This is a genomic window from Bradyrhizobium sp. 1(2017) (assembly GCF_011602485.2).
Lineage (GTDB): Bacteria > Pseudomonadota > Alphaproteobacteria > Rhizobiales > Xanthobacteraceae > Bradyrhizobium.
On the sequence record NZ_CP050022.2, the window covers coordinates 2,052,534 to 2,077,184 of the forward strand.

The following is a 24,651-nucleotide window of genomic DNA, read 5'->3' on the forward strand; positions in this document are numbered from 1 at the left end:
ACGGTGGGCACGGCGCTAGCACGCCTTTGCCCAGCGATATCTCGCCTGACGCCCGGGATTGCTCCGCGCTCCATTCGGGCGACGGGCGTCATCCCGCCCTAGCATCTCACGTCTCAAGCACCCGTCGTCCTAATCCTTACCACCCTTTAACGATCACGCTTTCCTGATGACTGACGATTATTGACTTTTATCAGTGATTAGTCGACATTCCTCTCATTCGAGCTGCAGGGAGTGTTCTTCGATGTTCGTCCGGTCGGTATTGTCCAGCTATTCCAAGCTCTTGGCGGGTGCGTCGCTGGCCCTGATGGCCGCCGCGCTGGCCGGGTGCAATGACACCGTGGCCGAAAAGGCCGAGCCGCCGCGCCCGGTTCTGGTCGCAACGGCCCACTACGACGCCGAGACGCCGGAGCGGAGCTTCGTCGGCACCGTCAGGCCGCGGATCGAGAGCGACCTCGGCTTCCGCGTGGCCGGCAAGGTAGCAAAGCGCGTGGTCGAGGTCGGCCAGACCGTCGAGATCGGCCAACCGCTCGCGACCCTCGACGAGGTGGATCTGAAGCTCCAGGCCGAGCAGGCGCTGGCCGAGCAGACCGCCGCGACCGGCGTGCTGGCCCAGGCCGCCGCCGCCGAGCAGCGCGCCAAGGATTTGAAGGCCAAAGGCTGGACCACGGACGCGCAGATGGATTCGAGCCGGGCCGCCGCAGACGAAGCCCGCGCGCGTCTGAACCGCGCCGAGCGCGCGCTCGAACTGAGCAAGAATTCCCTTTCCTACGCGACGCTCGTTGCCGACGCCCGTGGCGTCGTCACCGCAACGCTGATCGAGCCTGGCCAGGTGGTCGCCGCGGGCCAGGCTTCGATCCGCGTCGCCCGCTTTGCCGAGAAGGAAGCGGTCGTCGCGATTCCTGAGACGCTGGTTGGACGCGCCAAGTCGGGCGTCGCCAGCGTCACCCTTTGGTCCGAGCCGGGCAAGAAGTACACAGCCAGGCTGCGCGAGATCGCGCCTGCGGCCGATCCGGCCACGCGCACCTATCTCGCGAAGTTCTCGCTGCCCGAGGCCGACGACAAGGTCGCGCTCGGCATGACCGCGACGCTGACGCTGTCGGACGCCGCCAGCGAGCGCGTCGCGCGGCTGCCGCTGTCGGCACTGTTCAACGAGGGCGGCAAGCCGTCGTTCTACGTCGTCGACGACAACGGTGGCGTCACGCTCAAGCCCGTCACGGTGAAGTCCTACGAGAGCAACGACGTCGTCATCACCGGCGGCGTCGACGAGGGCGCCAAGATCGTCGCCCTCGGCGTGCAGAAGCTCGATCCGGGCCAGAGGGTGCGGATCGTCTCGTCGCTGTCCTTTTAATTTCTGTCATTCCGGAGCGCCCCGAGGGGCGAACCCGGAATCTCGAGGTTCCGGCTCTGGTCCTTCGGACCATCCCGGAACGACGTGGGAAGTGAGTTTCGTCGTGTGAGGTGAGTTTCGGCCGGAGCGCAAATGCGAAGGCTGAAGCGGCGAAGCGATCCAGAACCTGCCCAGCCCCCTGGATTGCTTCGCTGCCTCGCGACGACGCCTGAACAGAGCGGCTGTCGTTTTTTTGGCAATTGGATCGTTTTTCGGAGAGTGCGATGAAGCGCTTCAACCTTTCGGCCTGGGCCGTCAGCCATCCGACGCTGGTGCTCTTCCTGATGATCATACTCGGTGTCGCCGGATTCTTCTCCTATGAGAAGCTCGGCCGCGCCGAGGATCCGTTCTTCACGGTGAAGGTGGTCAACGTCTCCGTGATGTGGCCGGGCGCGACCGCGCAGGAGATCCAGACCCAGGTCGCCGATCCCATCGAGAAGAAGATCCAGGAGCTGCCCTATTTCGAGAAGGTGCAGACCTATTCCAAGCCCGGCTTCACCGCGCTCCAGGTGACCTTCCGCGACTCGACGCCGCCGAAGGATGTGCCTTATCTCTTCTATCTGCTGCGCAAGAAGCTGGTCGACGTGCAGGGCCAGCTTCCGTCCGGCATCCTCGGACCCGTCGTCAACGACGAGTTCTCAGACGTCGATTCCATCCTCTACATGATGACCGGTGACGGCGCCGATTATGCCCAGCTCAAGAAGGTCTCCGAAGGCTTCCGCCAGCGCCTCTTGAAGGTGCCTGGCGTGACCAAGGTCGACGTCTATGGCAATCAGGACGAGCGCATCTTCGTCGAGTTCAGCCATGCCAAGCTCGCCACGCTCGGCATCACGCCGCAGGCGCTGTTCGATTCGCTCGCCAAGCAGAACAATGTGACGCCCGCCGGCACGGTCGAAACCTCGTCGCAGCGCGTGCCGCTGCGCGTCACCGGTGCGCTCGACGGTGCCAAGGCGGTGGCGGAGACCCCGGTCGAGAGCAATGGCCGCGTCTTCCGTCTCGGCGACATCGCTACCGTCACCCATGGCTATGTCGATCCGCCAAGCTTCGTCGTGCGCCAGGAAGGCAAGCCCGCGATCGGCATCGGCGTCGTTACCGCCAAGGGTGCCAACATCCTCGATCTCGGCAAGGAGGTCGAGAAGGCGACGGCCGACTTCATGAAGGCCGTGCCGCAGGGCGTCGACGTCAAGCTGATCGCCGACCAGCCCAAGGTGGTCGAGCACGCCGTCGGCGAGTTCGTGCATTCCTTCATGGAAGCGCTCGTCATCGTGCTGTTCGTCTCGTTCCTGGCACTCGGCTGGCGTACCGGCATCGTGGTCGCGCTCTCGGTGCCGCTGGTGCTCGGCATCGTCTTCATCGTCATGAATACGATGTCGCTCGACCTGCACCGCATCACGCTCGGTGCGCTGATCATCGCGCTCGGCCTGCTCGTCGACGATGCCATCATCGCGGTCGAGATGATGGTGGTGAAGATGGAGCAGGGCTGGGACCGCATGCGCGCGGCGTCCTTTGCCTGGGAATCAACTGCGTTTCCGATGCTCACGGGAACGCTGGTCACGGCCGCTGGCTTCCTCCCCATCGGCTTTGCCAATTCCGCGGTCGGCGAATATGCCGGCAGCATCTTCTGGATCGTGGCGATCGCGCTGGTCGCCTCCTGGTTCGTGGCGGTGATCTTCACGCCCTATATCGGCGTCAAGCTGCTGCCGGAGATGAAGGCCCACCACAACCACGATCCGCACGCGGTCTACGAGACTCGGATGTACCGCGGGCTGCGCGCCATCGTGCAATGGTGTGTCAACCACCGCATCACGGTGGTGGTCGCGACCGTCGGCGTCTTCGTCGCCTCGATTGTCGGCTTCGGCCATGTCCAACAGCAGTTCTTCCCGCTCTCGGAGCGGCCCGAGCTGTTCCTCCAACTGCGCCTGCCCGAGGGCACCGCCTTCAACGTCACCGAAAAGGCCGTGAAGAAGGCCGAGACCCTGCTCAAGGACGACAAGGACATCGAGACCTATACGTCCTATGTCGGCCAGGGCTCGCCGCGCTTCTGGCTCGGCCTCAACCCGCAGCTTCCGAACGAGGCGTTCGCCGAGATCGTCATCGTTGCCAAGGGCGTCGAGGCGCGCGAGCGCATCAAGGCCAAGATCGAGAACGCGGCCGCCGAAGGCATGCTGTCGGAGGCGCGCGTGCGCGTCGACCGCTTCAATTTCGGGCCGCCGGTCGGCTTCCCGGTCCAGTTCCGCGTGATCGGCCCCGACGCCAACAAGGTGCGCGAGATCGCCTACCAGGTTCGCGACGTCATGCGCCAGAACAAGAGCGTCAAGGACGTGCAGCTCGACTGGAACGAGCAGTCGCCCTACCTGAAGCTCGTCGTCGACCAGGATCGTGCCCGCGCCATGGGCCTGACCCCGCAGGACGTCTCGCAGGCGCTGGCGATGCTGATCTCGGGTTCGCAGGTCACGACCGTGCGCGACGGCATCGAGAAGGTCGGCGTGGTTGCCCGCGCGATCCCGTCCGAACGCCTCGACCTCGGCGGCGTCGGCGATCTCACCATCACCTCGCGCAACGGCGTGGCCGTGCCGCTGCAGCAGATCGCCAAGATCGAATATGCCCATGAGGAGCCGATTATGTGGCGGCGTAACCGCGACATGGCGATCACCGTGCGCTCCGACGTCGTCGACGGCGTGCAGGCGCCCGACGTCACGGGCCAGATCACGCCGAAGCTGAAGGCGATCAAGGACCACCTCGAGCCGGCCTACCGGATCGAGCCGGGCGGCGCCTTCGAGGAATCCGCCAAGGGCAATGCCTCGATCTTCATCCTCTTCCCGGTGATGGTCATGGTGATGCTGACGCTGCTGATGATCCAGCTGCAGAGCTTCTCGCGCCTGATCCTGGTGTTCCTGACCGCGCCGCTCGGCATCGTCGGAGCCTCGCTCGGCCTCAACGTCGCCAACGCCCCGTTCGGCTTCGTGGCGCTGCTCGGCCTGATCGCGCTCGCCGGCATGATCATGCGCAACACCGTCATCCTGGTCGACCAGATCGAGACCGACGTCTCCCACGGCATGACCCGCCGCGAGGCGATCGTGGAGGCGACCGTCCGTCGCGCCAGGCCGGTGGTGCTGACGGCGCTGGCCGCCATCCTCGCCATGATCCCGCTGTCGCGCTCGGCCTTCTGGGGTCCGATGGCGATCACCATCATGGGCGGCCTGTTCGTCGCGACCTTCCTGACGCTGCTGTACCTGCCGGGCCTCTATGCCCTCTGGTTCAGGAAGAGCCTGGACGAGGCTGGTTCGGCCGAACGGCCTGCCGCGCCGCAGCATGGCAGCGATGAACATCCGGCAATTCCGCTTGCTGAAGCGGCTGAATAAGTGAGAAGAAGTGGTGACGAACGAGTCCTGACAAATGACACTGGTTGCGGAACATATCGAAGGCGACACCCGGGACCGTATTCTCGAGGTGGCCGAGCGGCTGTTCCGCCAGATCGGCTACCAGAAGACGACGGTCGGCGACATCGCCAAGGAGCTCAGAATGAGCCCCGCCAATGTCTATCGCTTCTTCGAATCGAAAAAAGCGATCCATCAGGCGGTGGCCCGCTCGCTGATGGGCGAGGTCGAACTGGAGGCCCAGCGGATCGTGGCAAGGCCCGGCCCCGTGCCGGAGCGCTTCCGCGAGCTGCTCACCACCATCCACCGCATGAACACCGAGCGCTATGTCGGCGATAACAAGCTGCACGAGATGGTCGCCATCGCGATGGAGGAGGACTGGGACGTCTGCGTTGCCCATATGGAGTGCATTGCCGGGGTGATCGGCCAGGTGATCGCGCAAGGCGTTGCCTCCGGCGAGTTCGAGGCGCCCGACCTGCAACTGGCCTCGCTCTGCGCCTGCACCGCGATGATACGCTTCTTCCACCCCCAGATGATCGCCCAGTGCGCCACCAAGCCGGGTCCGACCATCGACCAGATGATCGATTTCGTCATCGCGGGTCTGTCGCCGCGCCACTGACGGGGCGGCGGGTTTCTGCCTATAAGCCCAGTTGCCGTCATTCCGGAGCGCGCGCAGCGCGAACCCGGAATCTCGAGATTCCGGGTTCGGTCCTGTGGACCGCCCCGGAATGACGGGCCAGTGGAGACCCGCGGTGACCGACAAAGACCTTTACTTCTACGAGCCCTCCAAGGGCCACGGCCTCAAGCACGATCCCTTCAACGCCATCATCGCGCCGCGGCCGATCGGCTGGATCTCCTCGCGCGATGCGAGGGGCCACGTCAACCTCGCGCCTTACAGCTTCTTCAACGCGTTCTGCTACGTGCCGCCGATCATCGGGTTTTCCTCCACCAACTGGAAGGACACGGTCTCGAACATGGAGCAGACGCGGGAGTTCGTCTGGAATCTCACCACCATGGATCTCGCCAAGCACATGAATGCGACCGCCGCGCATGTCGCCCCCGAGGTCGACGAGTTCGAGGTCGCGGGCCTGACCGCTGTGCCGGGCAAGCTCGTCAACGTGCCGCGCGTGGCTGAGAGCCCTGTCGCCTTCGAATGCAAGGTGTCCGACATCGTCCGCCTCAAGGGCGCCGACGGCAAGGAGGCCGACGCCTGGCTGACGCTCGGCGAGGTCGTCGCCGTCCACATCGACAAGGCCATGATCAAGGACGGCGTCTACCAGACCGCCGCCGCCCGTCCCATCGTCCGCGCCGGCCGTCGCGGCGACTATTTCGAGATCAAGCCGGAAAACATGTTCGAGATGGTGCGGCCGGATTAGGCCAGCCAAGCTCTCCCCACGCCGTCATTCCGGGGCGACGCGTCAGCGTCGAGCCCGGAATCCATTCATCGACCAACGCTGCCGCACCATGGATTCCGGGCTCGCGCCTGATGGCGCGCCCCCGGAATGACGGTGGGGCATTCAGCCCGAATCCCTCCCGGAACTGCCCGCGTGCCCTGGCCGTTATGGCCGTTGGGCGGTCGCCCGACCGCGTCAATTCGCATCATTTTGCAGGTGAAGTGTTCACTCACCCCGGCCACTTTCCGCTAAAATACCCGACATCCGCGCCGATGCATGAGGTCCGCCATGAGCTTCCGCCGCGACAAAATCACAAAGCCGATCTTCTCCTGGGCCCGCGGCGTGCTGCCGGCGATGTCCGACACCGAGCGCGAGGCGCTGGAGGCCGGCGACGTCTGGTGGGATGCCGATCTCTTCACCGGCAATCCCGACTGGTCGAAGCTGCTGAAGGTGCCGCAGGCGAGGCTGACCGACGAGGAGCAGGCCTTCCTCAACGGCCCCGTCGACGAGCTCTGCGCCATGCTCGACGAGTGGAAGATCTTCTGGGAATGGCGCGACCTGCCGCCGGACGTCTGGCACTTCGTCAAGCGCGAGAAATTCTTCGGGATGATCATCCCGAAGGAGTTTGGCGGCCTCGGCTTCTCGCCCTATGCGCATTCGGAAGTCGTGCGCAAGATCTCGACGCGTTCGATCGCGGCGGCGGTCACGGTGATGGTGCCGAACTCGCTCGGGCCGGGCGAACTCCTGATGCGCTTCGGCACGAAGGAGCAGCAGGCGCGCTGGCTGCCACGGCTCGCCGACGGCCGCGACATTCCCTGCTTCGGCCTCACCAGCCCCGAGGCCGGGTCCGATGCCGCCTCGATGGTCGACACCGGCATCATCTGCAAGGGTGATTTCGAGGGCCGCGAGGTGGTGGGCCTCAGGCTCAACTGGCACAAGCGCTACATCACGCTCGGCCCCGTCGCGACGCTGCTCGGTCTCGCCTTCAAGGCCTATGATCCCGATCATCTCGTGGGAAGCCAGGAAGAGCTCGGCATTACCGTCGCGCTGATCCCGACCAATCTGCCCGGCGTCGAGATCGGGCATCGTCATCTGCCATCGATGCAAGTGTTCCAGAACGGCCCGAATTGGGGCCGCGACGTCTTCATCCCGCTCGATTACGTCATCGGCGGCAAGGAGCGGCTGGGACAGGGCTGGAAGATGCTGATGACCGCGCTCGCCGCCGGCCGCGGCATCTCGCTGCCGTCGCTCTCGGCTGCGGGTGCCGCCTATGCGGCACGCACCACCGGCGCCTATGCCCGCATCCGCGAGCAGTTCGGCATCTCCATCTCCAAGTTCGAGGGCGTCGAGGAGCCGCTCGCACGCATCGTCGCGACCGCGTATCAGTTGGATGCGGCGCGGCGACTGACCTGCGCGGCACTCAATGCCGGCGTCCATCCCGCCGTCATCTCCGGCATCATGAAACTGCATGCGACCGAGCGGATGCGCATCGCGATCGATGATGCCATGGACATCCACGGCGGCAAGGCCGTGATCGACGGCCCGCAAAACTATCTCGGCAATCTCCATCGCGCCGTGCCGGTCGGCATCACGGTCGAGGGCGCCAACATCCTGACCCGCAACCTCATCGTGTTCGGGCAGGGCGCCATCCGTGCCCATCCCTATCTGCTCGACGAGATGAATGCGCTCGCCGACACCGATCGCGAGCGCGGGCTCACCGTCTTCGACACCGCGTTCTGGAAGCATGTCGGCCACAGCTTCCGCACGCTGTTCCGTGCCTTCGGCCGGAGCTGGACCTTTGGCGCCTTTGCGCTGACGCCCGATGCGGGCGACGCCACGCCATTCTACCGACAGCTCTCGCGCTACTCCGCCGCCTTCGCGCTCTGCGCCGACATGGCGCTACTGACACTCGGCGGCGCGCTCAAGCGCAAGGAGATGTTGTCGGCGCGGTTTGGCGACATCCTGTCGGAGCTCTATCTGCTCTCGGCGGCCTTGAAGCGCTGGCAGGACGAAGGCCGGCAGAAGGAAGACTTTGCCGCGCTGGAATGGTGCATGGCGACGGGCTTCAAGACCATCGAGAACCGGCTTGCCGAAATCCTCGCCAATCTGCCCAATCGCTTCGTCGCAGCCTTCCTCAAGCTGGTGGTCCAGCCGTTCGGCGCCCGCGTGCTCGGCCCCTCCGACCGCGTCGTCCACCAATGCGCTGGCATCGTGCTGGAGCCCTCGGCGGCGCGCGAGCGCCTGACGCCGGATCTCGCCCATGTCGATGACGATGGCGGCTTTGCCCGGCTGGAGCGCGCGTTCAAGCTGGTCGCAGCTACCGATGCTATCGCCAAACGCCTGCGCGCGGCGCATGTCAGCGACTGGAAGGAAGCAGTCGCCACAGGCGTGATCACGCAAGCCGAAGGCGAGCAGCTTGCTGCGGCTCATGAAGCCGTCACAAAAGTGATAGAGGTCGACGATTTTGGACCGGAGGCGTTGTCGCCGATTTACAAGAAAACCGGCGACGTGCATCAGTTCTTCCAGGAACTCGGTGAACAGAGGGCGGCGAGCTGATGGCGCGACCGGTTTTCATCGTCGACGGCAGTAGGACGCCGTTCCTGAAGGCGCGTTCGGGCCCCGGACCGTTCACGCCGGTCGATCTTGCCGTGCAATGCGGCCGGCCGCTGCTGGCGCGCCAGCCGTTCTCGCCCGACAGCTTCGATCAGGTCATCCTCGGCTGCGTCAACGTGATCGCGGACGAGATGAATCCGGCCCGTGTCGCCGCGCTGCGGCTCGGCATGGGCGAGGACATGGTCGCCTTCACGGTGCAGATCAATTGCGGCTCCGGGATGCAGTCGATCGATACCGCCTATCGCTACATCCGCGAAGGCCATGCCGACATGATCCTCGCGGGCGGCGCCGAGGCGCTGAGCCACGCGCCGCTGGTCTGGCCCAATTCCGGCGTGCGATGGTTTGCCGGTCTTGCCACCGCCAGGGGCGTGGCGGCGAAGCTCGCGGCTGCCTTCAAGCTGCGCCCCCGCGATCTCAAGCCGATCATCGGGCTCGAGCGTGGGCTGACCGATCCCGTCACCGATCTGAACATGGGCCAGACCGCCGAGGTTGTCGGCCATCTCTTCGGCATTACGCGGGCGCAATCCGATGCCTATGCCGCCGAGAGCCATCGCCGGCTCGCGCATGCGCAAACCGGAGGTTTTCTCAAGGGTGAGGTCGAGACCGCGTTCTCCCGCGACGGCAAGTTCTTCGACCATGACGATGGCGTGCGGCCGGACTCGACGGCCGAGACGCTGGCCAAGCTGAGGCCGGTGTTCGAGCGTCCCTGGGGACAGGTCACCGCGGGCAATTCCTCGCAGATCACCGACGGCGCGTCCTGGGTGATCGTGGCGTCCGACGCCGCGGTCGCCAAACACAAGCTGACGCCGAAGGCCGTCATCGTCGACAGCAACTGGGCGGCACTCGATCCCAGCATCATGGGACTCGGTCCGGTGATGTCGGCGACGCCGCTGCTCCAGCGCAACGGCCTTGGCGTCAAGGACGTCGAGACCTGGGAATTGAACGAGGCTTTTGCCACCCAGGTGCTCGGCTGCCTTGCGGCTTGGAACGACGACAAATTCTGCCGCGAGATACTCGGCCTCGACGGTGCGGCCGGTGAGATCGACCGCGAAAAGCTCAACGTCGATGGCGGCGCCATCTCGCTCGGCCATCCCGTCGGTACCTCCGGCAATCGCATCGTGCTGCATCTCGTCAACGCGATGAAGCGGCTCGGCACGCGGCGCGGCGTCGCCACCGAGTGCATCGGTGGCGGGCTCGGCGGTGCCATGCTGATCGAGGCGGTGTGACCATGGATTCCAAGATCATGACCGCGCTTGGCGATCGCGTGCTGACGCTCGGGCCCAAGCCTGCGACGGACAGCCCGTATAAGCACTTCAAGCTGACGCGCGATGAAGACGGCGTCGCCTGGCTGCTGTTCGATCGCGCCGACACAAGTGCCAACACGTTGTCCGCGGACGTGATGGAGGAGTTCGACGCCGTGCTCGCGGCGATCGAGACCGAGCGCCCCGCCGGCCTCGTGATCCGTTCGGCAAAGCCCTCCGGCTTCATTGCTGGTGCCGACGTCAACGAATTCCGCGGCGCGTCCGATCCCGGCATGGTGGAGACGCGCATCCGCGCCGCGCATGCCGTCGTCGATCATCTCGAAGCCTTGAAGCTGTCCACGGTCGCAGTCATCCACGGCTTCTGCCTCGGCGGCGGGCTCGAGGTCGCGCTGGCCTGCCAGTCGCGCATCGCCATCGAAGGCGCGCGCTTCGGCTTCCCCGAGGTGATGCTCGGCTTGCATCCCGGCCTCGGTGGCACCGCGCGTTTCACCGCGCTGGTCAATCCGGTGCAGTCGATGTCCCTGATGTTGACTGGCCGCACCATCGATGCACGCCGTGCCAAATCACTCGGCCTCGTCGATACCGTGACGCAGGAGCGCCACGTTCGTAACGCGGTGAAGGATGCGCTGTTCGGACGCCTGAAGCGGGCGCGGCCCGGCCTCCTGACCCGCGCGGCGAATGCCGGTCTCGTGCGCGGGCTGCTCGCCAGACGCATGCGCTCGGAGGCGGCAAAGGCTGCATCCCGCGAGCACTATCCCGCGCCCTACGCGTTGATCGATCTCTGGGAGGCGCATGGCGGCAGCAAGACCGCGATGCTGAAGGCAGAGCAGGCCTCGTTCGCAAAACTGATGGTGACGCCGACCGCGCAGAACCTGATCCGCGTCTTCTTCCTGCGCGAGCAGATGAAGAAGGCCGCAGGCGGTGGCAGCACGATCAAGCATGTCCATGTCATCGGCGCCGGCGCCATGGGCGGCGACATCGCCGCCTGGTGCGCGGGGCAAGGCTTGCGCGTCTCGCTCGCCGACATGAAGGCCGAGCCGATCGCGGGCGCGGTGAAGCGTGCCGCCGAGCTCTACGGCAAGATCATCCGCAAGCCGACCGAGGTGCGCGACGCGCTCGATCGTCTCATCCCTGACATGAACGGGGAGGGCGTTCGCAACGCCGATCTCATCATCGAGGCGGTGCCGGAGAAGCTCGAGCTCAAGCAGAAGGTCTATGCCGGGCTCGAGCCGCGGATGAAGCCGGACGCGATCCTTGCGACCAACACGTCGAGCATTCCGCTGCAGGACCTGCGCACCACGCTGGCGCGGCCGGAGCGGCTTGTCGGCCTGCATTTCTTCAATCCGGTATCGCGCCTGCAACTGGTCGAAGTCGTCAGCCACGACGGCAACGACCCGCGGGTGCTGAAGGACGCGCTCGCCGTCGTCGGCGCGATCGACCGTCTGCCACTGCCCGTGAAGAGCTCGCCCGGCTTCCTCGTCAACCGCGCGCTGACGCCGTACATGCTGGAAGCGATGGTGATGCTGGACGAGAAGATCGACCAGCGCCTGATCGATGCCGCGGCCGAGCAGTTCGGCATGCCGATGGGGCCGATCGAGCTCGCCGATCAGGTCGGCCTCGACATCTGTCTCGACGTCGGCGACATGCTGCGCACCAAGTTCGGCGATCTCTTGCCGCCGACGCCGGCCTGGTTGCGTGAGAAGGTCGCCAAGGGCGAGCTCGGCCGCAAGACCGGCAAGAGCTTTTACGTCTGGAAGGACGGCAAGGCGGAGAAGGCGCAGCTTCCCGAGACCGGTCCGCGCGTCACCGACCAGATGATCGATCGCCTGGTGCTGCCGATGTCCAACGTCTGCGTCGCCGCGCTACGCGAGGGCATCGTCGACGATACCGACGCGGTCGACGGCGCCATGATCTTTGGCACCGGTTATGCACCGTTCCGCGGCGGCCCGCTGAACTATGCGCGTACGCGCGGCGTGGAGAATGTCGTACCCAGCTTGCGCGCGCTGGCCGAACGATTCGGCGAACGTTTCGCGCCTGATCCGGGCTGGGACAATTTCAAGTGAGAAAGACATGAGCCAACATGCCACCACCGCGCCGAGCGGCGATCTCTGCATCCGCACGCTGGCGATGCCCGCCGACACCAACGCCAACGGCGACATTTTCGGCGGCTGGCTGCTCAGCCAGATGGACGTCGGCGGCGGCGTGTTCGCCTCGAAGGCTGCGAAGTCGCGCACCGTGACAGTCGCGATCGAGGCGATGAATTTTCGCAAGGCGGTCTATGTCGGCGACCTCGTTTCGGTCTACGCCAATCTCGTCCGCGTCGGGCGCACCTCACTCACCGTGCATCTGGAAGCCTGGGCGCTTCGCCGCGGCGAGGAGCATCCGTTTCTCGTCACCGACGGCAATTTCACCTACGTCTCGATCGACGAGCACGGCCGCCCGCAGGCGGTCCGCGCGACCGACACGACGATCGCGACGTAATCGCGCGCGACCCTCTGCCTCATCTCACGAACACGTGCAGCATCGCCAAACGCGGCGTGACTGAGTCATCGCGTCGCGGCTTTGCCAAGAACCAGTCACAAAACGGATGAGGTCGCGGCGTACTCAATTGCGTGTCGATTCGGGGTGGAAACGGTCTCAAATGCCCAGGAACCTTTGGGCAGGAGTGCCGTTGTTTGCCCGCACTGAGGAATCCACGGGCCATGCCGGACAGCTACATCATCGAAGTCAACTCGCAGACCGCGGGCATCGTCGTTCGATCTCAAGGAGGCTACTGCTTCTTCGCCTCATCCCATCGCTTCAACCGCCTCGAAGGCCAGCTCTTCCGCAACGCCCGCGAAGCCGAGCGCGCGGCGCGCAAGCTGGTTAACGGCGATGTGAAGGAGGCGGCATAATCTTCCGCTTCGTTCCGGGTACGCGTAGTGCGGGTCGGAATTTTTTGCCGCCTACACGACTGCTCTCGCTTTTTCCCTTGGGAGAAGGTGGCGCGAAACGCCGCATGAAGGGTTAGATCCGCGAACTCAACTGTGAGAGGTGTGCTGGCGGAGGCAACCCCTCACCGGTCCCACCGCTACGCGGCGGGCTACCCTCTCCCACAGGAGGGAGAGGGTAAGCATCATCATCACAATTTCGTCGCCGCCCGCGACAGCAGCTTCCATTCGTCGCCCTGCTTCTGCCAGTTCATCAGGATGTGAAGGTTGGTCGATACTTTTTTCCCATCGGCCGCCATCTCCTGTTCGCCGAGCCAGTGGAAGCGAACGATCGCGGCAGGGCCGACGACCTTGATGGTCGGGTCCTTGTATTCGATCGAGAGGAATTTCGACTTGCCGTCCGTGGCGTTGGCGATGAAGGTCGCCTTGTCCTCGACCTTGCCGCTGGAATGGCTGTAGCTCAGATCGTCCCAGCACAGCGCGCCGAGCGCCTTCGGATCGGCGGCGATCTGGGCGAGCCGGAAGGCCTCGACCTTCTTCGCCACCGCCTCTTGGTCTGCCGAGGCGGCGAATGCCGGTGCCGTGATGGCGAGTGCGGAGACGGCGAGAGTCGAAAGGGCAAGGTCGCGTCGGTTGATCATCGTTTCCTCCTTTTTGATCTTGCGACGAGTGTTGCAGCCGCGCGCGACTTTGTCGAGTGTCGCATTGTGATCATGTGGATGCGCCATTGCGCGTCGGGGGGCGTATTGATACGCCTTTCGCATCGATGCGACGTTGATTTTGGAAAGTAGGGAAATGATCGAAGCAATCGGCAGGGCATTGTTGTTCGACATCGATGGCACGCTCGCCAACACCGACCCGCTGCATCTCAAGGCCTTCAACCAGATACTGGGACCGCGCGGCCATGTGTTCGATCACGCGCGCTTCTCCAGGGAGCTGCAAGGCTTCGCCAATGCGTCGATCGGCGAGCGCTTTCTGCCCGACGAAACGGTCGAGCGGCGCGCCGCGATCCTCAGCGAGAAGGAAGAGGTCTTCCGCGCGCTCGTCGCCGGGCAGATCGAGCCGCTGCAGGGGCTGATGGCGCTGCTCGACCGTGCGGATGCGGCCGGCGTTCCCATGGTCGCCGTGACCAACGCGCCGCGGCTCAATGCCGAATTGCTGCTGTCGGGCCTCGGCATCACCGGGCGGTTCAAGGCCATCGTGATCGGCGACGAGCTGGCGCACGGCAAGCCGCATCCGCTGCCCTATCAGGAAGGGCTGCGCTTTGTCGGGGCCAGTGCTGCGGCCTCGATTGCGTTTGAGGATTCACGCTCCGGCGTCCAGTCGGCGGCCGCCGCCGGCATTCCGACGATCGGAATCCGGACCAGCCTCAGCCATGCCGATCTCGTCGGCGCCGGCGCCGTTGCCTCCGCCAGCGCCTTCGACGATCCGGACCTGCTCATGCGCCTTGCTGCCGCGATGGCTTGGTGAGCCGCCTCATCCGTTAACCGTGATCGTCTCCCGCATTGACCGAATGCGCGAACCGCCGCACCATGGATCGTTCCGATTTTGAGGTTTCGCCGTGACCGGACTGACCCATCGCCAAGCCGAAATCCTCAACATCGCGCGCGCCTCCGGCCGCGTCATGGTCGAGGAACTCGCGCGCAGGTTCGAGGTCTCGGCGCAAACCATCCGCAAGGATCTCAACGATCTCTGCGAGCGGAGATCGCTGACCCGCATCCATGGCGGCGCCATCATCGCCTCGGGCGTGGAAAACCTCGCCTATGAGGCGCGCCGCTTTGTCGCCGCCGACGAGAAGAAGGCCATTGGCGCTGCGGCGGCCTCACTGATCCCGAACGGCTGCTCGCTGTTCATCAACATCGGCACCACGACGGAAGAGGTCGCGAGCGCGCTGACCTCGCACGAGGATCTGCTCGTCATCACCAACAATCTCAACGTCGCCATGCTGCTCTACCGCCATCCCCGCATCGAAGTGGTCGTCGCAGGCGGCACGGTGCGGCGTGCCGACGGCGCGGTGGTCGGCTCGACCGCGACGCAGCTGATCGGCCAGTTCAAGGTGGACTACGCCATCATCGGTGCGTCCGCGATCGACGAAGAGGGCGCCTTGCTCGACTTCGACTACCGCGAGGTGCAGGTGGCGCAGGCCATTATCGCCAATGCCCGCAGCGTCATGCTGGTCGCCGATTCCACGAAGCTCCGCCGCAGCGCGCCGGTGCGCATTGCGCACATCACCCAGATCCAGACCTTCGTCACCGACCAGGAGCTGCCCGAGCGCCTCGCCACCATCTGCCACAGCAAGGGCATCGAGGTGGTGGAGGCGTTGCCAAAGGGCGCCGCCGAGAGCGACGAATCTCAGGCCGATGCGCAGGACGGCGCGCCTGAGGCCGCGCCGGTGGTGCGGCTGAGATAGGGGCGTAATCCTCCCGTCGTCACCGGGCTCGTTCCGGCCATCCACACCCTGCTCGAGCACAAAGAAGGCATGCCCGGGCGTTCGCCTCTCCGAAGGGGCTTTGGCCCCGCAGGCGGGACAAGCCTGTGCATTTGGCTGAATCCATCGCTCCCGAGAAGGGGGAGGCTGTCCCTCCCTGCCCATTTCCTCGTCCCGCCTGCCTGCAAAAAAGTTCCTCTTTCACTTCCTTTCGCTTCTCTTTCATCTTGCTTTCGTTTTGCGGTGTGATCTAATCAAAAGCGAAAGTAGCCGCCCGAGGGAACGGGCGGCCGTCGGGGGATGCGTCTGTTGGAGCGTATTTTCGACCTCGCCATCATCGGAGGCGGCGTTAACGGCTGCGGCATCGCGCGCGACGCGGTGGGCCGCGGTAACACGGTTTTCCTGTGCGAAATGAACGACTTGGCAAGCGGGACGTCGTCCTGGTCGACCAAGCTTGTTCATGGCGGCCTGCGCTATCTCGAATATTACGAGTTTCGGCTGGTCCGCGAGGCGCTGATCGAGCGCGAGATCCTCTGGGGCATTGCGCCTCACATCATCCGCCCCCTGCGTTTCGTTTTGCCGCATCATGCCGGCCTGCGCCCGGCCTGGCTGCTGCGCCTCGGCCTCTTCCTTTACGACCACATCGGCGGCCGTCACCTGCTGCCCGCGACCCGTTCGGTGGACCTAAAACGCGACGAGGTCGGCCGCCCGCTGATCCCGAACCGCTACGCCCGCGCGTTCGAATATTCCGACTGTTTCGTCGACGACGCCCGCCTCGTCGTGCTCAACGCACGTGATGCCGCCGACAAGGGCGCCGAGATCCGCACCCGCACGCGTGCCACCGAAATCCGCCAGTCCGACGGGGTCTGGACCGTCGGCATGGTCAACACGCTGACCGGCGAGCGTTCGCAGATCCAGGCGCGTGCCCTCATCAATGCCGGCGGCCCATGGGTCGAGGACGTGCTCGGCCGCGGCGCGGGCGTCAACGCAAAGGCCAAGGTGCGCCTGGTCCAGGGCTCGCACATCGTGGTCAGGAAGCTCTACGACCACGACCGCGCCTACATGTTTCAGAACGCCGATGGCCGCATCATCTTCGTCATCCCCTACCAGGACGACTTTACCCTGATCGGCACCACCGACCGCGATTATGACGGTGACCCCGCCAAGGTGAAGGCGACGCCCGAGGAGATCCAATATCTCTGCGCCGCGGCGAGCGAATATCTGGCCAAGCCCGTGACGTCGGACGACGTGGTTTGGACCTATTCTGGCGTGCGTCCGCTCTATGACGACGGTGCCAGCGAAGCCAAGGCCGCGACCCGCGATTATGTGTTCGAGCTCGACACGCCCGGCGGCGTGCCGCTGCTGTCGATCTATGGCGGCAAGATCACGACCTATCGCCGCCTGGCAGAGGAAGCGCTGGAGCGGCTCGCGCCCTATCTTCGCAGCGCAAAAGCGCGCGAGGGCTGGACCGGAAAATGGCCGCTGCCCGGCGGGGACATGAACGTGTCGGACATCGACGGGCTGATCGCCGAGCTCCAGCGCGGCTATCCCTTTCTCAGCCACGAGCATGCGCGGCGCCTTGCGCGCGCCTATGGCACCAGGGCGATCAAGCTGCTGGGCGATGCGAAATCGGCCGCCGATCTCGGCCAGTCCTTTGGCGCCACGCTGACCGAGCGCGAGGTTCGTTATCTCATGGCCAATGAGTGGGCCGTCACCGCCGAGGACGTCGTCTGGCGCCGGTCCAAGCTCGGCCTGCGACTATCTGCCGACGAGATCGCGGCACTTGACGACTGGATCAGGACCCATGCCGTGCAGCAAACTCCCCTGCTGGAAGCAGGAGGACGTTCATGACCGTGACGCTCGATCACGTGACCCGGACCGTCGAGGGCGTCCCGCACATCCGCGACGTCTCGCTGACGCTCGAGAGCGGCACACTCAACGTGCTGCTGGGACCGACGCTGTCGGGCAAGACCTCGATCATGCGGCTGCTCGCCGGGCTCGACAAGCCCACCACCGGCAAGGTGCTGGTCAACGGCAAGGACGTCACCGGCGCCGATGTGCGCCAGCGTTCGGTCGCCATGGTCTATCAGCAGTTCATCAACTACCCCTCGTTCACGGTCTACGAGAATATTGCCTCGCCCCTGCGCGTGCAGGGCAAGCCGCGCGATGAGATCGCGGCGCGGGTCGCGGAGGCCGCCAAGCTGCTGCGACTTGAGCCCTTCCTGAAGCGCACGCCGCTCCAGCTCTCCGGCGGCCAGCAGCAGCGCACCGCGATCGCGCGCGCGCTGGTCAAGGGCGCCGATCTCGTGCTGCTCGACGAGCCGCTCGCCAATCTCGACTACAAGCTGCGCGAGGAGCTGCGCGCCGAACTGCCGCGCATCTTCGAGGCTTCGGGCGCGATCTTCGTCTATGCCACCACCGAGCCGACCGAGGCGCTCTTGCTCGGCGGCAACACGGTCTGCATGTGGGAGGGCCAGGCGCTCCAGATGGGCGAGACCGCCAACGTCTACCGCCGGCCGCAGACCCTGCGCGTCGCCCAGGTGTTCTCCGATCCGCCGCTCAATCTCGTCGGCATCGAGAAGAAGAACGGCTCCGTGCAATATGCCGGCGGCACCGCCTCGCCGTCCTCGGGCCTTTATTCATCGCTCGCAGACGGCACCTATCGTGTCGGTTTCCGCGCGCATCAGCTCGGCCTTGCCAATGGCGAGGCCGACCGCCACGCATTCCACGCCACGGTGACGGTGACCGAGATCACCGGTTCGGAGAGTTTCGTGCATCTGACCCGCGACGGAATGAACTGGGTTGCGGTGCTGCACGGCGTGCACGAGTTCGAGCCCGGCCAGACGCTCGAGGCGGTGCTCGATCCGAATGATGTTTTCGTATTTGACGCGGCGGACCGCCTGGTCGCTGCCCCGAGCTCCTGAGGAGATGCGCCATGGCTCGCATTGACCTCGTCGATCTCGCTCACTCCTACGGCGGCAACGATGCCGCACCGGAAAGCTTTGCGCTGAAGCCTGTCACCATGACCTGGCGCCAGGGCGGCGCTTATGCGCTGCTTGGCCCGTCCGGTTGCGGCAAGACCACGCTCTTGAACGTCATCTCCGGCATCATCACGCCGTCGCGGGGCAAAATCCTGTTCGACGGCAAGGACATCACACCGCTGTCAACCCAGAAGCGCAACATCGCCCAGGTGTTCCAGTTTCCGGTGATCTACGACACCATGACGGTGGGGGAGAACCTGGCGTTTCCGCTCAAGAACCGCGGTGTACCGAAGGCCGAGATCGACAAGCGCGTCGCCGAGATCGGCCGCCTGCTCGATCTCGAGCCCTATCTGAACCGCAAGGCGACGCGGCTCACCGCCGACGCCAAGCAGAAGATCTCGCTCGGCCGGGGCCTGGTCCGCTCCGACGTCGCCGCCGTGCTGTTCGACGAGCCGCTGACGGTGATCGATCCCGAGCTGAAATGGCAGCTTCGTTCCAAGCTGAAGGCGCTGCATCGCGAGCTCGACCTCACGATGATCTACGTCACCCACGACCAGACCGAGGCGCTGACCTTCGCCGACACGGTGGTCGTCATGCATGACGGCCGCGTGGTGCAGAGCGGCACGCCGGCCGAGCTGTTCGACAAGCCGGCGCACACTTTCGTCGGCTATTTCATCGGCTCGCCCGGCATGAACATCCTGCCGGCGGAGGTGAGGGGACGCGAGGCCAGGATCGACGGTCACGTCATCGCGCTCAACCGCTCTTATGACAATCTGCCTGCGGGCGCGAAGATCGAGATCGGCGTGCGTCCCGAATTCGTCGCGGCCGTCGCGCCTGCGCCGGGTCTGCTCACGGCGAAGATCGAGCGCATCGACGATCTCGGCCGCATCCGCTTCGCGCGGACGCGCCTCGGCGACGCCAAGCTCGCGGCACGGGCGCCGGCGGGCTTCACCGGCGCGGACGGCACGGCCGGGCTGAAATTCGATCCGTCGCATGTCCACGTCTATGCCGACAACCTTCTGGTGGAGGGAGCCGCCTGATGGACAAGACCGTCAACCAAAAAGCCTGGTTCCTGGTGCTGCCGGTGTTCCTGGTCGTCGCCTTCTCGGCGGTGCTGCCGCTGATGACGGTGGTGAACTATTCGATGCAGGACACCTTCGGCAACAACCAGTTCTTCTGGAACGGCGTCGGCTGGTTCAAGGAATTGCTCGACCCCTCGACCGATCTCGGTGGCCGCTTCCTTGCTTCGCTCGGGCGCAATTTGTTCTTCTCGCTGGTGATCCTTGCGATCGAGGTCCCGCTCGGCATCGTCGTCGCGTTGTCGATGCCGCGCCAGGGCTGGACGGTCGCGGCCTGCCTGGTGATCCTCGCATTGCCGCTGCTGATTCCGTGGAACGTCGTGGGCACGATCTGGCAGATCTTCGGCCGGCCCGACATCGGCCTGCTGGGTTATGTCCTCAACGCCATGGGCATCGATTACAATTACGTCTCCAACGACATCGACGCCTGGGTCACCGTGATCGTGATGGACGTCTGGCACTGGACCAGCCTCGTCGCGCTCCTGTGCTATGCCGGCCTGAAGTCGATCCCGGAAGCCTATTACCAGGCCGCCCAGATCGACGGCGCCTCGCGCTGGGCCGTTTTCAAGGCGATCCAGCTGCCGAAGATGAATCGCGTGCTCTTGATCGCGGTACTGCTGCGCTTCATGGACAGCTTCATGATCTACACCGAGCCGTTCGTCGTCACCGGCGGCGGGCCCGGCAACTCCACGACCTTCGTGTCGATCGAGCTGGTCAAGATCGCGCTCGGCCAGTTCGACCTCGGCAAGGCCGCGGCGCTGTCGCTGGTCTACAATCTGATCATCCTGATCGTCTGCTGGATCTTCTACACCGTCATGACCAATGCCGGTGTAGAACGGAAAGTCCAGGCGGAGAGCGAGCCGGCTGTGGAACCCAAGCCTTCGGCCGCGCTCAAGCCCGTGCCCGCGCTCAAGCCAAAGGAAGGAGTGGCCTGATGCATTCGATCCCCGGCCGCCGCCTCATCATGGGGCTGTTCCTGATCTTCCTGCTGTTGCCGATCTACTGGCTCGTCAATATGAGCTTCAAGACCAACGCCGAGATCGTCTCGACGATGACGCTGTGGCCGCATACGCCGACGCTCCAGCACTACAAGCGCATCTTCACCGACGAGAGCTGGTATTCCGGCTACATCAACTCGCTGGAATACGTCGTCCTCAACACCGTCATCTCGATCTCGGTCGCCTTACCTGCGGCCTACGCGTTCTCGCGCTACCGCTTCCTCGGTGACAAGCATCTGTTCTTCTGGCTGCTGTCGAACCGCATGGCGCCGGCCGCGGTCTATGCGCTGCCGTTCTTCAACCTCTATTCGGCGATCGGCCTGTTCGATACGCCCTGGGCGGTCGCACTCGCGCATTGCATCTTCAACGTGCCGCTGGCGGTGTGGATCCTCGAAGGCTTCGTCTCGGGCGTGCCGCGCGAGATCGACGAGACCGCCTTCCTCGACGGCTATTCGTTCCCGCGCTTCTTCATCAAGATCCTGGTGCCGCTGATCGCGAGCGGCATCGGCGTCGCCGCCTTCTTCTGCTTCATGTTCTCCTGGGTCGAGCTTCTGCTCGCGCGTACGCTGACCTCCGTGTCGGCCAAGCCCATCGCGGCGATCATGACACGCACGGTGTCGGCCGCCGGCATGGATTGGGGCCTGCTCGCCGCAGCTGGCGTGCTCACCATCATTCCGGGGGCGCTCGTGATCTGGTTCGTCCGCAATTACATCGCGAGCGGTTTTGCGCTCGGTCGCGTGTAAGGAGTAGAGTATGGAATCCATCGCATGGATGGCCTGGACGCTACCGACGGCGATCTTCTTCGCCGCGATCGCCTGCACGCTCGGCGTGATGACGTGGCTTGCGGCGGTCTATCCCGAGGCCGAGCGCGTCGGTGTGTTGCGCATTCCGACCACGCGCGGTGATCGCCTGTTCATCTCGCTGATCACGGCGGCGGTCATCCACCTGCTCTGGATCGGCCTCTTCGGCACCGATGCGATCGCTACGCTGCCGATCGGAGAGGAAGGGGTCGAGGTCTCGCGCCTGTGGCTCGCAAGTGGAATTTCGCTGGTGGCGGCCGTGTTCATTTTTCGCACGGTCTGAAACTCGCGAAGAGACGGCCAGATCCGGGACCAATCCGGGTCTGTATAAAAGTTTGTCGCTGCAACGGAGGAACAACATGCGACAGTTTAGGAGAAGGAAAGGTCCATTGACCAAGAATAGCTTTCTGACCGTGTCCAGCGCCGCTGCGATCGTCGCGGTGTCGCTCGCTCTGTCGGCGCCCGTTCGCGCTGCCGACGAGGCCGCGATCCAGAAGTGGATCGCGGAATTCCAGCCCTCGACGCTGTCGAAGGACGACCAGAAGAAGGAGCTGGAGTGGTTTGCCAAGGCGGCCGAACCGTTCAAGGGCATGGAGATCAACGTCGTCTCCGAGACGATCACGACCCATGAATACGAGGCGCAAACACTCGCCAAGGCATTCTCCGAGCTCACCGGCATCAAGCTCAAGCACGACCTCATCCAGGAAGGTGACGTCGTCGAGAAGCTGCAGACCCAGATGCAGTCGGGCAAGAACGTCTATGACGGCTGGATCAACGATTCCGACCTGATCGGCACGCATTTCCGCTACGGCCAGACCATCGCGCTGTCGGACTACATGACCGGTGAGGGCAAGGACGTCACCAACCCGATGCTCGACGTCAACGACTTCATCGGCAAGTCGTTCGGCACCGGACCGGACGGCAAGCTCTATCAGCTGCCCGACCAGCAGTTCGCGAACCTCTATTGGTTCCGCTACGACTGGTTCACCAACGCGGACTACAAGGCCAAGTTCAAGGCCAAGTATGGCTACGAGCTCGGCGTGCCCGTGAACTGGTCCGCCTATGAGGACATCGCCGAGTTCTTCACCAACGACATCAAGGAGATCAACGGCGTCAAGGTCTACGGCCATATGGACTATGGCAAGAAGGACCCCTCGCTCGGATGGCGTTTCACCGACGCGTGGCTGTCGATGGCCGGCAACGGCGACAAGGGCATTCCGAACGGCCTGCCGGTCGACGAATGGGGCATCCGCATGGAAGGCTGCCGTCCGGTCGGCTCTTCGGTCGAGCGCGGTGGCGACACCAACGGGCCGGCGGCAGTCTACTCGATCACGAAATATCTCGAGTGGATGAAGAAGTATGCGCCGCCGCAGGCCCAGGGCATGACCTTCTCCGAGTCCGGCCCGGTGCCCGCGCAGGGTAACATCGCCCAGCAGATGTTCTGGTACACCGCCTTCACCGCCGACATGGTGAAGCCCGGCATTGCCGTGATGAACGCCGACGGTACGCCGAAATGGCGCATGGCTCCCTCGCCGCACGGCTCGTACTGGAAGGAAGGCATGAAGCTCGGCTATCAGGACGCGGGTTCGCTCACGCTCCTGAAGTCCACTCCGCCGGATCGCCGCAAGGCTGCCTGGCTCTATCTCCAGTTCATCGTCTCCAAGTCGGTGTCGCTGAAGAAGAGCCATGTCGGTCTCACCTTCGTGCGTGAATCCGACATCTGGGACAAGTCGTTCACCGAGCGTGCGCCGAAGCTCGGCGGCCTGGTCGAGTTCTACCGCTCGCCTGCCCGCGTGCAGTGGACCCCGACCGGCAACAACGTGCCCGACTATCCCAAACTCGCCCAGCTCTGGTGGCAGAACATCGGCGATGCGTCGTCCGGTGCGAAGACGCCGCAGCAGGCGATGGATGCCCTTGCGGCCGCTCAGGACTCCGTCATGGAGCGCCTGGAGAAGTCCGGCGTGCAGGGCGCCTGCGGTCCCAAGCTGCACAAGAAGGAATCGGCCGAATACTGGTTCGCCAAGGCCCAGAAGGACGGCACGATTGCTCCGCAGCGCAAGCTCGCCAACGAGAAGCCGAAGGGTGAGACCGTTGACTACGACACCCTGATCAAGTCGTGGCCGGCCACACCCCCGAAGCGGGCGGAAGCGAAGTAAGCCGCGCAGTGCGCCAAACAGGAAAGGCCGGGAGCGATCCCGGCCTTTTTCTTTCTTCGCCTTGTTGCGCGCTGCCTCTCCACGTCATTGCGAGCGCAGCGAAGCAATCCAGAGTCTTCGCCCCTTACTCCGCCGGTTCGGCCGCGAGCGCCGGATAGTCAGTATATCCCTTCGCCCCGCCGCCGTAGAACGTGGCCTTGTCCCAATCGTTCAGCGCGGCGCCCTGCTTCAGCCGCTCGACGAGGTCGGGGTTGGAGATGAAGGGCTTGCCGAAGGCGATCAGGTCGGCCGCATTGGCGTCCAGCACCTTGCCGGCGAGGTCGAAATCGTAGCCGTTGTTGGCGACGTAGGCGCCGGCAAAGCGCTTGCGCAAAGATGCATAGTCGAACGGCGCGATGTCGCGCGGACCGCCGGTGGCGCCCTCGACGACGTGGAGATAGACGAGCTTGAGCGCGCTGAGGCCGTCGACGATGTGATCGAACAAGGCTTGCGGGTTGGAGTCGGAGAGGTCGTTGGCCGGCGTCACCGGAGAGATGCGGATGCCGGTGCGGTCGCTGCCTGCTTCGGCCGCGACGGCCTTGGAGACTTCCAGCATCAGCTTGGCCCGGTTCTCGATCGAGCCGCCATAGGCGTCGGTGCGCTTGTTGGCGCCGTCCCGTGCGAACTGGTCGAGCAGATAGCCGTTGGCGCCATGGATCTCGACGCCGTCGAAACCGGCTTCGAGCGCATTCTTCGTCGCGCGCTTGAAGTCGTCGATGATCCCGGGGATTTCGGAGAGCTCGAGCGCGCGCGGCTCGGAGACGTCGGCGAAGCCGCCGTTCACGAAGGTCTTGCCCTTGGCGCGGATCGCGCTCGGTGCCACCGGCGCTGCGCCATTGGCTTGGAGATCGACATGCGATATGCGGCCGACATGCCAGAGCTGGATAAAGATCTTGCCGCCGCGCTCATGGACGCGGTCGGTGACCTTGCGCCAGCCGGCGACCTGGTCCTTGGAATAGATGCCGGGTGTGTCCTGGTAGCCCTGGCCCTGCTGCGAGACCTGGCTCGCCTCGGTGATCAGCAGGCCTGCGGAGGCGCGCTGGCCGTAATAATCCACGGCGAGCGCACCGGGCACGAACGTGCCGGGCACGGCACGGTTGCGCGTCAGTGGCGCCATCACCAGGCGGTTGGCCAGCGTGATCGGGCCGAGCTTGTAGGTCTCAAACAATTTGGTCGGACGGCTCATGGGGAATGCTTCCAGGCAATG

General features: G+C 64.7%; 20 protein-coding genes. 18 read left to right on the forward strand and 2 right to left on the reverse strand.

The genetic code is table 11. The features are described 5' to 3' along the window. Positions 1-241: 241 nt before the first annotated feature. The 9 genes from HAP40_RS09820 (at position 242) to HAP40_RS09860 (ending at position 12,927) form a co-directional block, all read left to right on the forward strand. Positions 242-1,348, forward strand: coding sequence for an efflux RND transporter periplasmic adaptor subunit (locus HAP40_RS09820; RefSeq protein WP_166817995.1), 1,107 nt, complete (start codon positions 242-244; stop codon positions 1,346-1,348). Between the two features lie 263 nt (positions 1,349-1,611). Beyond that, positions 1,612-4,749 carry an efflux RND transporter permease subunit gene (locus HAP40_RS09825; RefSeq protein ID WP_166817994.1) on the forward strand — a complete coding sequence of 1,046 codons (3,138 nt, stop codon included), beginning with the start codon at positions 1,612-1,614 and terminating at the stop codon, positions 4,747-4,749. A gap of 34 nt (positions 4,750-4,783) precedes the next feature. Then, entirely contained in the window at positions 4,784-5,383 is a 600-nt protein-coding gene (locus HAP40_RS09830) for a TetR/AcrR family transcriptional regulator (RefSeq protein ID WP_166817993.1), read from the forward strand. Between the two features lie 133 nt (positions 5,384-5,516). Continuing rightward, positions 5,517-6,140 carry a flavin reductase family protein gene (locus HAP40_RS09835; protein ID WP_166817992.1) on the forward strand — a complete coding sequence of 208 codons (624 nt, stop codon included), beginning with the start codon at positions 5,517-5,519 and terminating at the stop codon, positions 6,138-6,140. A 306-nt stretch (positions 6,141-6,446) separates the two neighbouring features. Continuing rightward, positions 6,447-8,714, forward strand: coding sequence for an acyl-CoA dehydrogenase (locus tag HAP40_RS09840; protein WP_166817991.1), 2,268 nt, complete (start codon positions 6,447-6,449; stop codon positions 8,712-8,714). Beyond that, positions 8,714-9,997, forward strand: a complete 1,284-nt coding sequence (locus tag HAP40_RS09845; RefSeq protein WP_166817990.1) for an acetyl-CoA C-acetyltransferase — start codon at positions 8,714-8,716, stop codon at positions 9,995-9,997. The genes HAP40_RS09840 and HAP40_RS09845 overlap by 1 nt, the downstream gene beginning before the upstream one ends. A 2-nt stretch (positions 9,998-9,999) precedes the next feature. Next, positions 10,000-12,096 carry a 3-hydroxyacyl-CoA dehydrogenase NAD-binding domain-containing protein gene (locus tag HAP40_RS09850; RefSeq protein ID WP_166817989.1) on the forward strand — a complete coding sequence of 699 codons (2,097 nt, stop codon included), beginning with the start codon at positions 10,000-10,002 and terminating at the stop codon, positions 12,094-12,096. 7 nt (positions 12,097-12,103) lie between these two features. Further along, positions 12,104-12,514 (forward strand): acyl-CoA thioesterase, encoded by a 411-nt coding sequence (locus HAP40_RS09855; RefSeq protein WP_166817988.1) that lies wholly within the window; start codon positions 12,104-12,106, stop codon positions 12,512-12,514. Between the two features lie 221 nt (positions 12,515-12,735). After that, on the forward strand, positions 12,736-12,927 hold the full coding sequence (locus HAP40_RS09860) for a hypothetical protein (protein ID WP_024341426.1): 192 nt from the start codon (positions 12,736-12,738) through the stop codon (positions 12,925-12,927). A 227-nt stretch (positions 12,928-13,154) separates the two neighbouring features. Here the strand turns inward: HAP40_RS09860 and HAP40_RS09865 are convergent, their stop codons facing one another. Then, entirely contained in the window at positions 13,155-13,604 is a 450-nt protein-coding gene (locus HAP40_RS09865; RefSeq protein WP_166817987.1) for a nuclear transport factor 2 family protein, read from the reverse strand. A 154-nt stretch (positions 13,605-13,758) separates the two neighbouring features. On the opposite strand from HAP40_RS09865, the gene HAP40_RS09870 reads away from it, so the two are divergent. The 9 genes from HAP40_RS09870 (at position 13,759) to HAP40_RS09910 (ending at position 23,405) form a co-directional block, all read left to right on the forward strand. Continuing rightward, positions 13,759-14,433 carry an HAD family hydrolase gene (locus HAP40_RS09870; protein ID WP_166817986.1) on the forward strand — a complete coding sequence of 225 codons (675 nt, stop codon included), beginning with the start codon at positions 13,759-13,761 and terminating at the stop codon, positions 14,431-14,433. 91 nt (positions 14,434-14,524) lie between these two features. Further along, on the forward strand, positions 14,525-15,373 hold the full coding sequence (locus HAP40_RS09875; RefSeq protein ID WP_166817985.1) for a DeoR/GlpR family DNA-binding transcription regulator: 849 nt from the start codon (positions 14,525-14,527) through the stop codon (positions 15,371-15,373). A 318-nt stretch (positions 15,374-15,691) separates the two neighbouring features. Next, positions 15,692-17,242, forward strand: coding sequence for a glycerol-3-phosphate dehydrogenase (gene glpD / locus HAP40_RS09880; RefSeq protein ID WP_166817984.1), 1,551 nt, complete (start codon positions 15,692-15,694; stop codon positions 17,240-17,242). After that, positions 17,239-18,315 carry an ABC transporter ATP-binding protein gene (locus tag HAP40_RS09885; protein WP_166817983.1) on the forward strand — a complete coding sequence of 359 codons (1,077 nt, stop codon included), beginning with the start codon at positions 17,239-17,241 and terminating at the stop codon, positions 18,313-18,315. The genes glpD and HAP40_RS09885 overlap by 4 nt, the downstream gene beginning before the upstream one ends. Positions 18,316-18,326: 11 nt before the next feature. Next, positions 18,327-19,412: an ABC transporter ATP-binding protein gene (locus tag HAP40_RS09890; protein WP_166817982.1), complete on the forward strand. Its 1,086-nt coding sequence runs from the start codon at positions 18,327-18,329 to the stop codon at positions 19,410-19,412. Further along, entirely contained in the window at positions 19,412-20,386 is a 975-nt protein-coding gene (locus HAP40_RS09895) for a carbohydrate ABC transporter permease (RefSeq protein ID WP_166817981.1), read from the forward strand. The genes HAP40_RS09890 and HAP40_RS09895 overlap by 1 nt, the downstream gene beginning before the upstream one ends. Next, on the forward strand, positions 20,386-21,192 hold the full coding sequence (locus HAP40_RS09900) for a carbohydrate ABC transporter permease (protein ID WP_166817980.1): 807 nt from the start codon (positions 20,386-20,388) through the stop codon (positions 21,190-21,192). The genes HAP40_RS09895 and HAP40_RS09900 overlap by 1 nt, the downstream gene beginning before the upstream one ends. Positions 21,193-21,202: 10 nt before the next feature. Continuing rightward, on the forward strand, positions 21,203-21,532 hold the full coding sequence (locus tag HAP40_RS09905; RefSeq protein WP_166817979.1) for a DUF2160 domain-containing protein: 330 nt from the start codon (positions 21,203-21,205) through the stop codon (positions 21,530-21,532). Positions 21,533-21,608: 76 nt separating this feature from the next. Beyond that, on the forward strand, positions 21,609-23,405 hold the full coding sequence (locus tag HAP40_RS09910; protein ID WP_166817978.1) for an ABC transporter substrate-binding protein: 1,797 nt from the start codon (positions 21,609-21,611) through the stop codon (positions 23,403-23,405). Positions 23,406-23,529: 124 nt separating this feature from the next. Here the strand turns inward: HAP40_RS09910 and HAP40_RS09915 are convergent, their stop codons facing one another. Further along, complete coding sequence (locus HAP40_RS09915) at positions 23,530-24,630, reverse strand: alkene reductase (protein ID WP_166817977.1); 1,101 nt, start codon at positions 24,628-24,630, stop codon at positions 23,530-23,532. Positions 24,631-24,651 lie beyond the last annotated feature (21 nt).

Bases quoted from the DNA above. Each gene is read 5' to 3' on its own strand.
- HAP40_RS09820 (WP_166817995.1), top strand. From the start codon at position 242: ATGTTCGTCCGGTCGGTATTGTCCAGCTATTCCAAGCTCTTGGCGGGT.
- HAP40_RS09825 (WP_166817994.1), top strand. From the start codon at position 1,612: ATGAAGCGCTTCAACCTTTCGGCCTGGGCCGTCAGCCATCCGACGCTG.
- HAP40_RS09830 (WP_166817993.1), top strand. From the start codon at position 4,784: ATGACACTGGTTGCGGAACATATCGAAGGCGACACCCGGGACCGTATT.
- HAP40_RS09840 (WP_166817991.1), top strand. From the start codon at position 6,447: ATGAGCTTCCGCCGCGACAAAATCACAAAGCCGATCTTCTCCTGGGCC.
- HAP40_RS09845 (WP_166817990.1), top strand. From the start codon at position 8,714: ATGGCGCGACCGGTTTTCATCGTCGACGGCAGTAGGACGCCGTTCCTG.
- HAP40_RS09850 (WP_166817989.1), top strand. From the start codon at position 10,000: ATGGATTCCAAGATCATGACCGCGCTTGGCGATCGCGTGCTGACGCTC.
- HAP40_RS09855 (WP_166817988.1), top strand. From the start codon at position 12,104: ATGAGCCAACATGCCACCACCGCGCCGAGCGGCGATCTCTGCATCCGC.
- HAP40_RS09860 (WP_024341426.1), top strand. From the start codon at position 12,736: ATGCCGGACAGCTACATCATCGAAGTCAACTCGCAGACCGCGGGCATC.
- HAP40_RS09865 (WP_166817987.1), bottom strand. From the start codon at position 13,604: ATGATCAACCGACGCGACCTTGCCCTTTCGACTCTCGCCGTCTCCGCA.
- HAP40_RS09870 (WP_166817986.1), top strand. From the start codon at position 13,759: ATGATCGAAGCAATCGGCAGGGCATTGTTGTTCGACATCGATGGCACG.
- glpD (WP_166817984.1), top strand. From the start codon at position 15,692: ATGCGTCTGTTGGAGCGTATTTTCGACCTCGCCATCATCGGAGGCGGC.
- HAP40_RS09885 (WP_166817983.1), top strand. From the start codon at position 17,239: ATGACCGTGACGCTCGATCACGTGACCCGGACCGTCGAGGGCGTCCCG.
- HAP40_RS09890 (WP_166817982.1), top strand. From the start codon at position 18,327: ATGGCTCGCATTGACCTCGTCGATCTCGCTCACTCCTACGGCGGCAAC.
- HAP40_RS09895 (WP_166817981.1), top strand. From the start codon at position 19,412: ATGGACAAGACCGTCAACCAAAAAGCCTGGTTCCTGGTGCTGCCGGTG.
- HAP40_RS09900 (WP_166817980.1), top strand. From the start codon at position 20,386: ATGCATTCGATCCCCGGCCGCCGCCTCATCATGGGGCTGTTCCTGATC.
- HAP40_RS09905 (WP_166817979.1), top strand. From the start codon at position 21,203: ATGGAATCCATCGCATGGATGGCCTGGACGCTACCGACGGCGATCTTC.
- HAP40_RS09910 (WP_166817978.1), top strand. From the start codon at position 21,609: ATGCGACAGTTTAGGAGAAGGAAAGGTCCATTGACCAAGAATAGCTTT.
- HAP40_RS09915 (WP_166817977.1), bottom strand. From the start codon at position 24,630: ATGAGCCGTCCGACCAAATTGTTTGAGACCTACAAGCTCGGCCCGATC.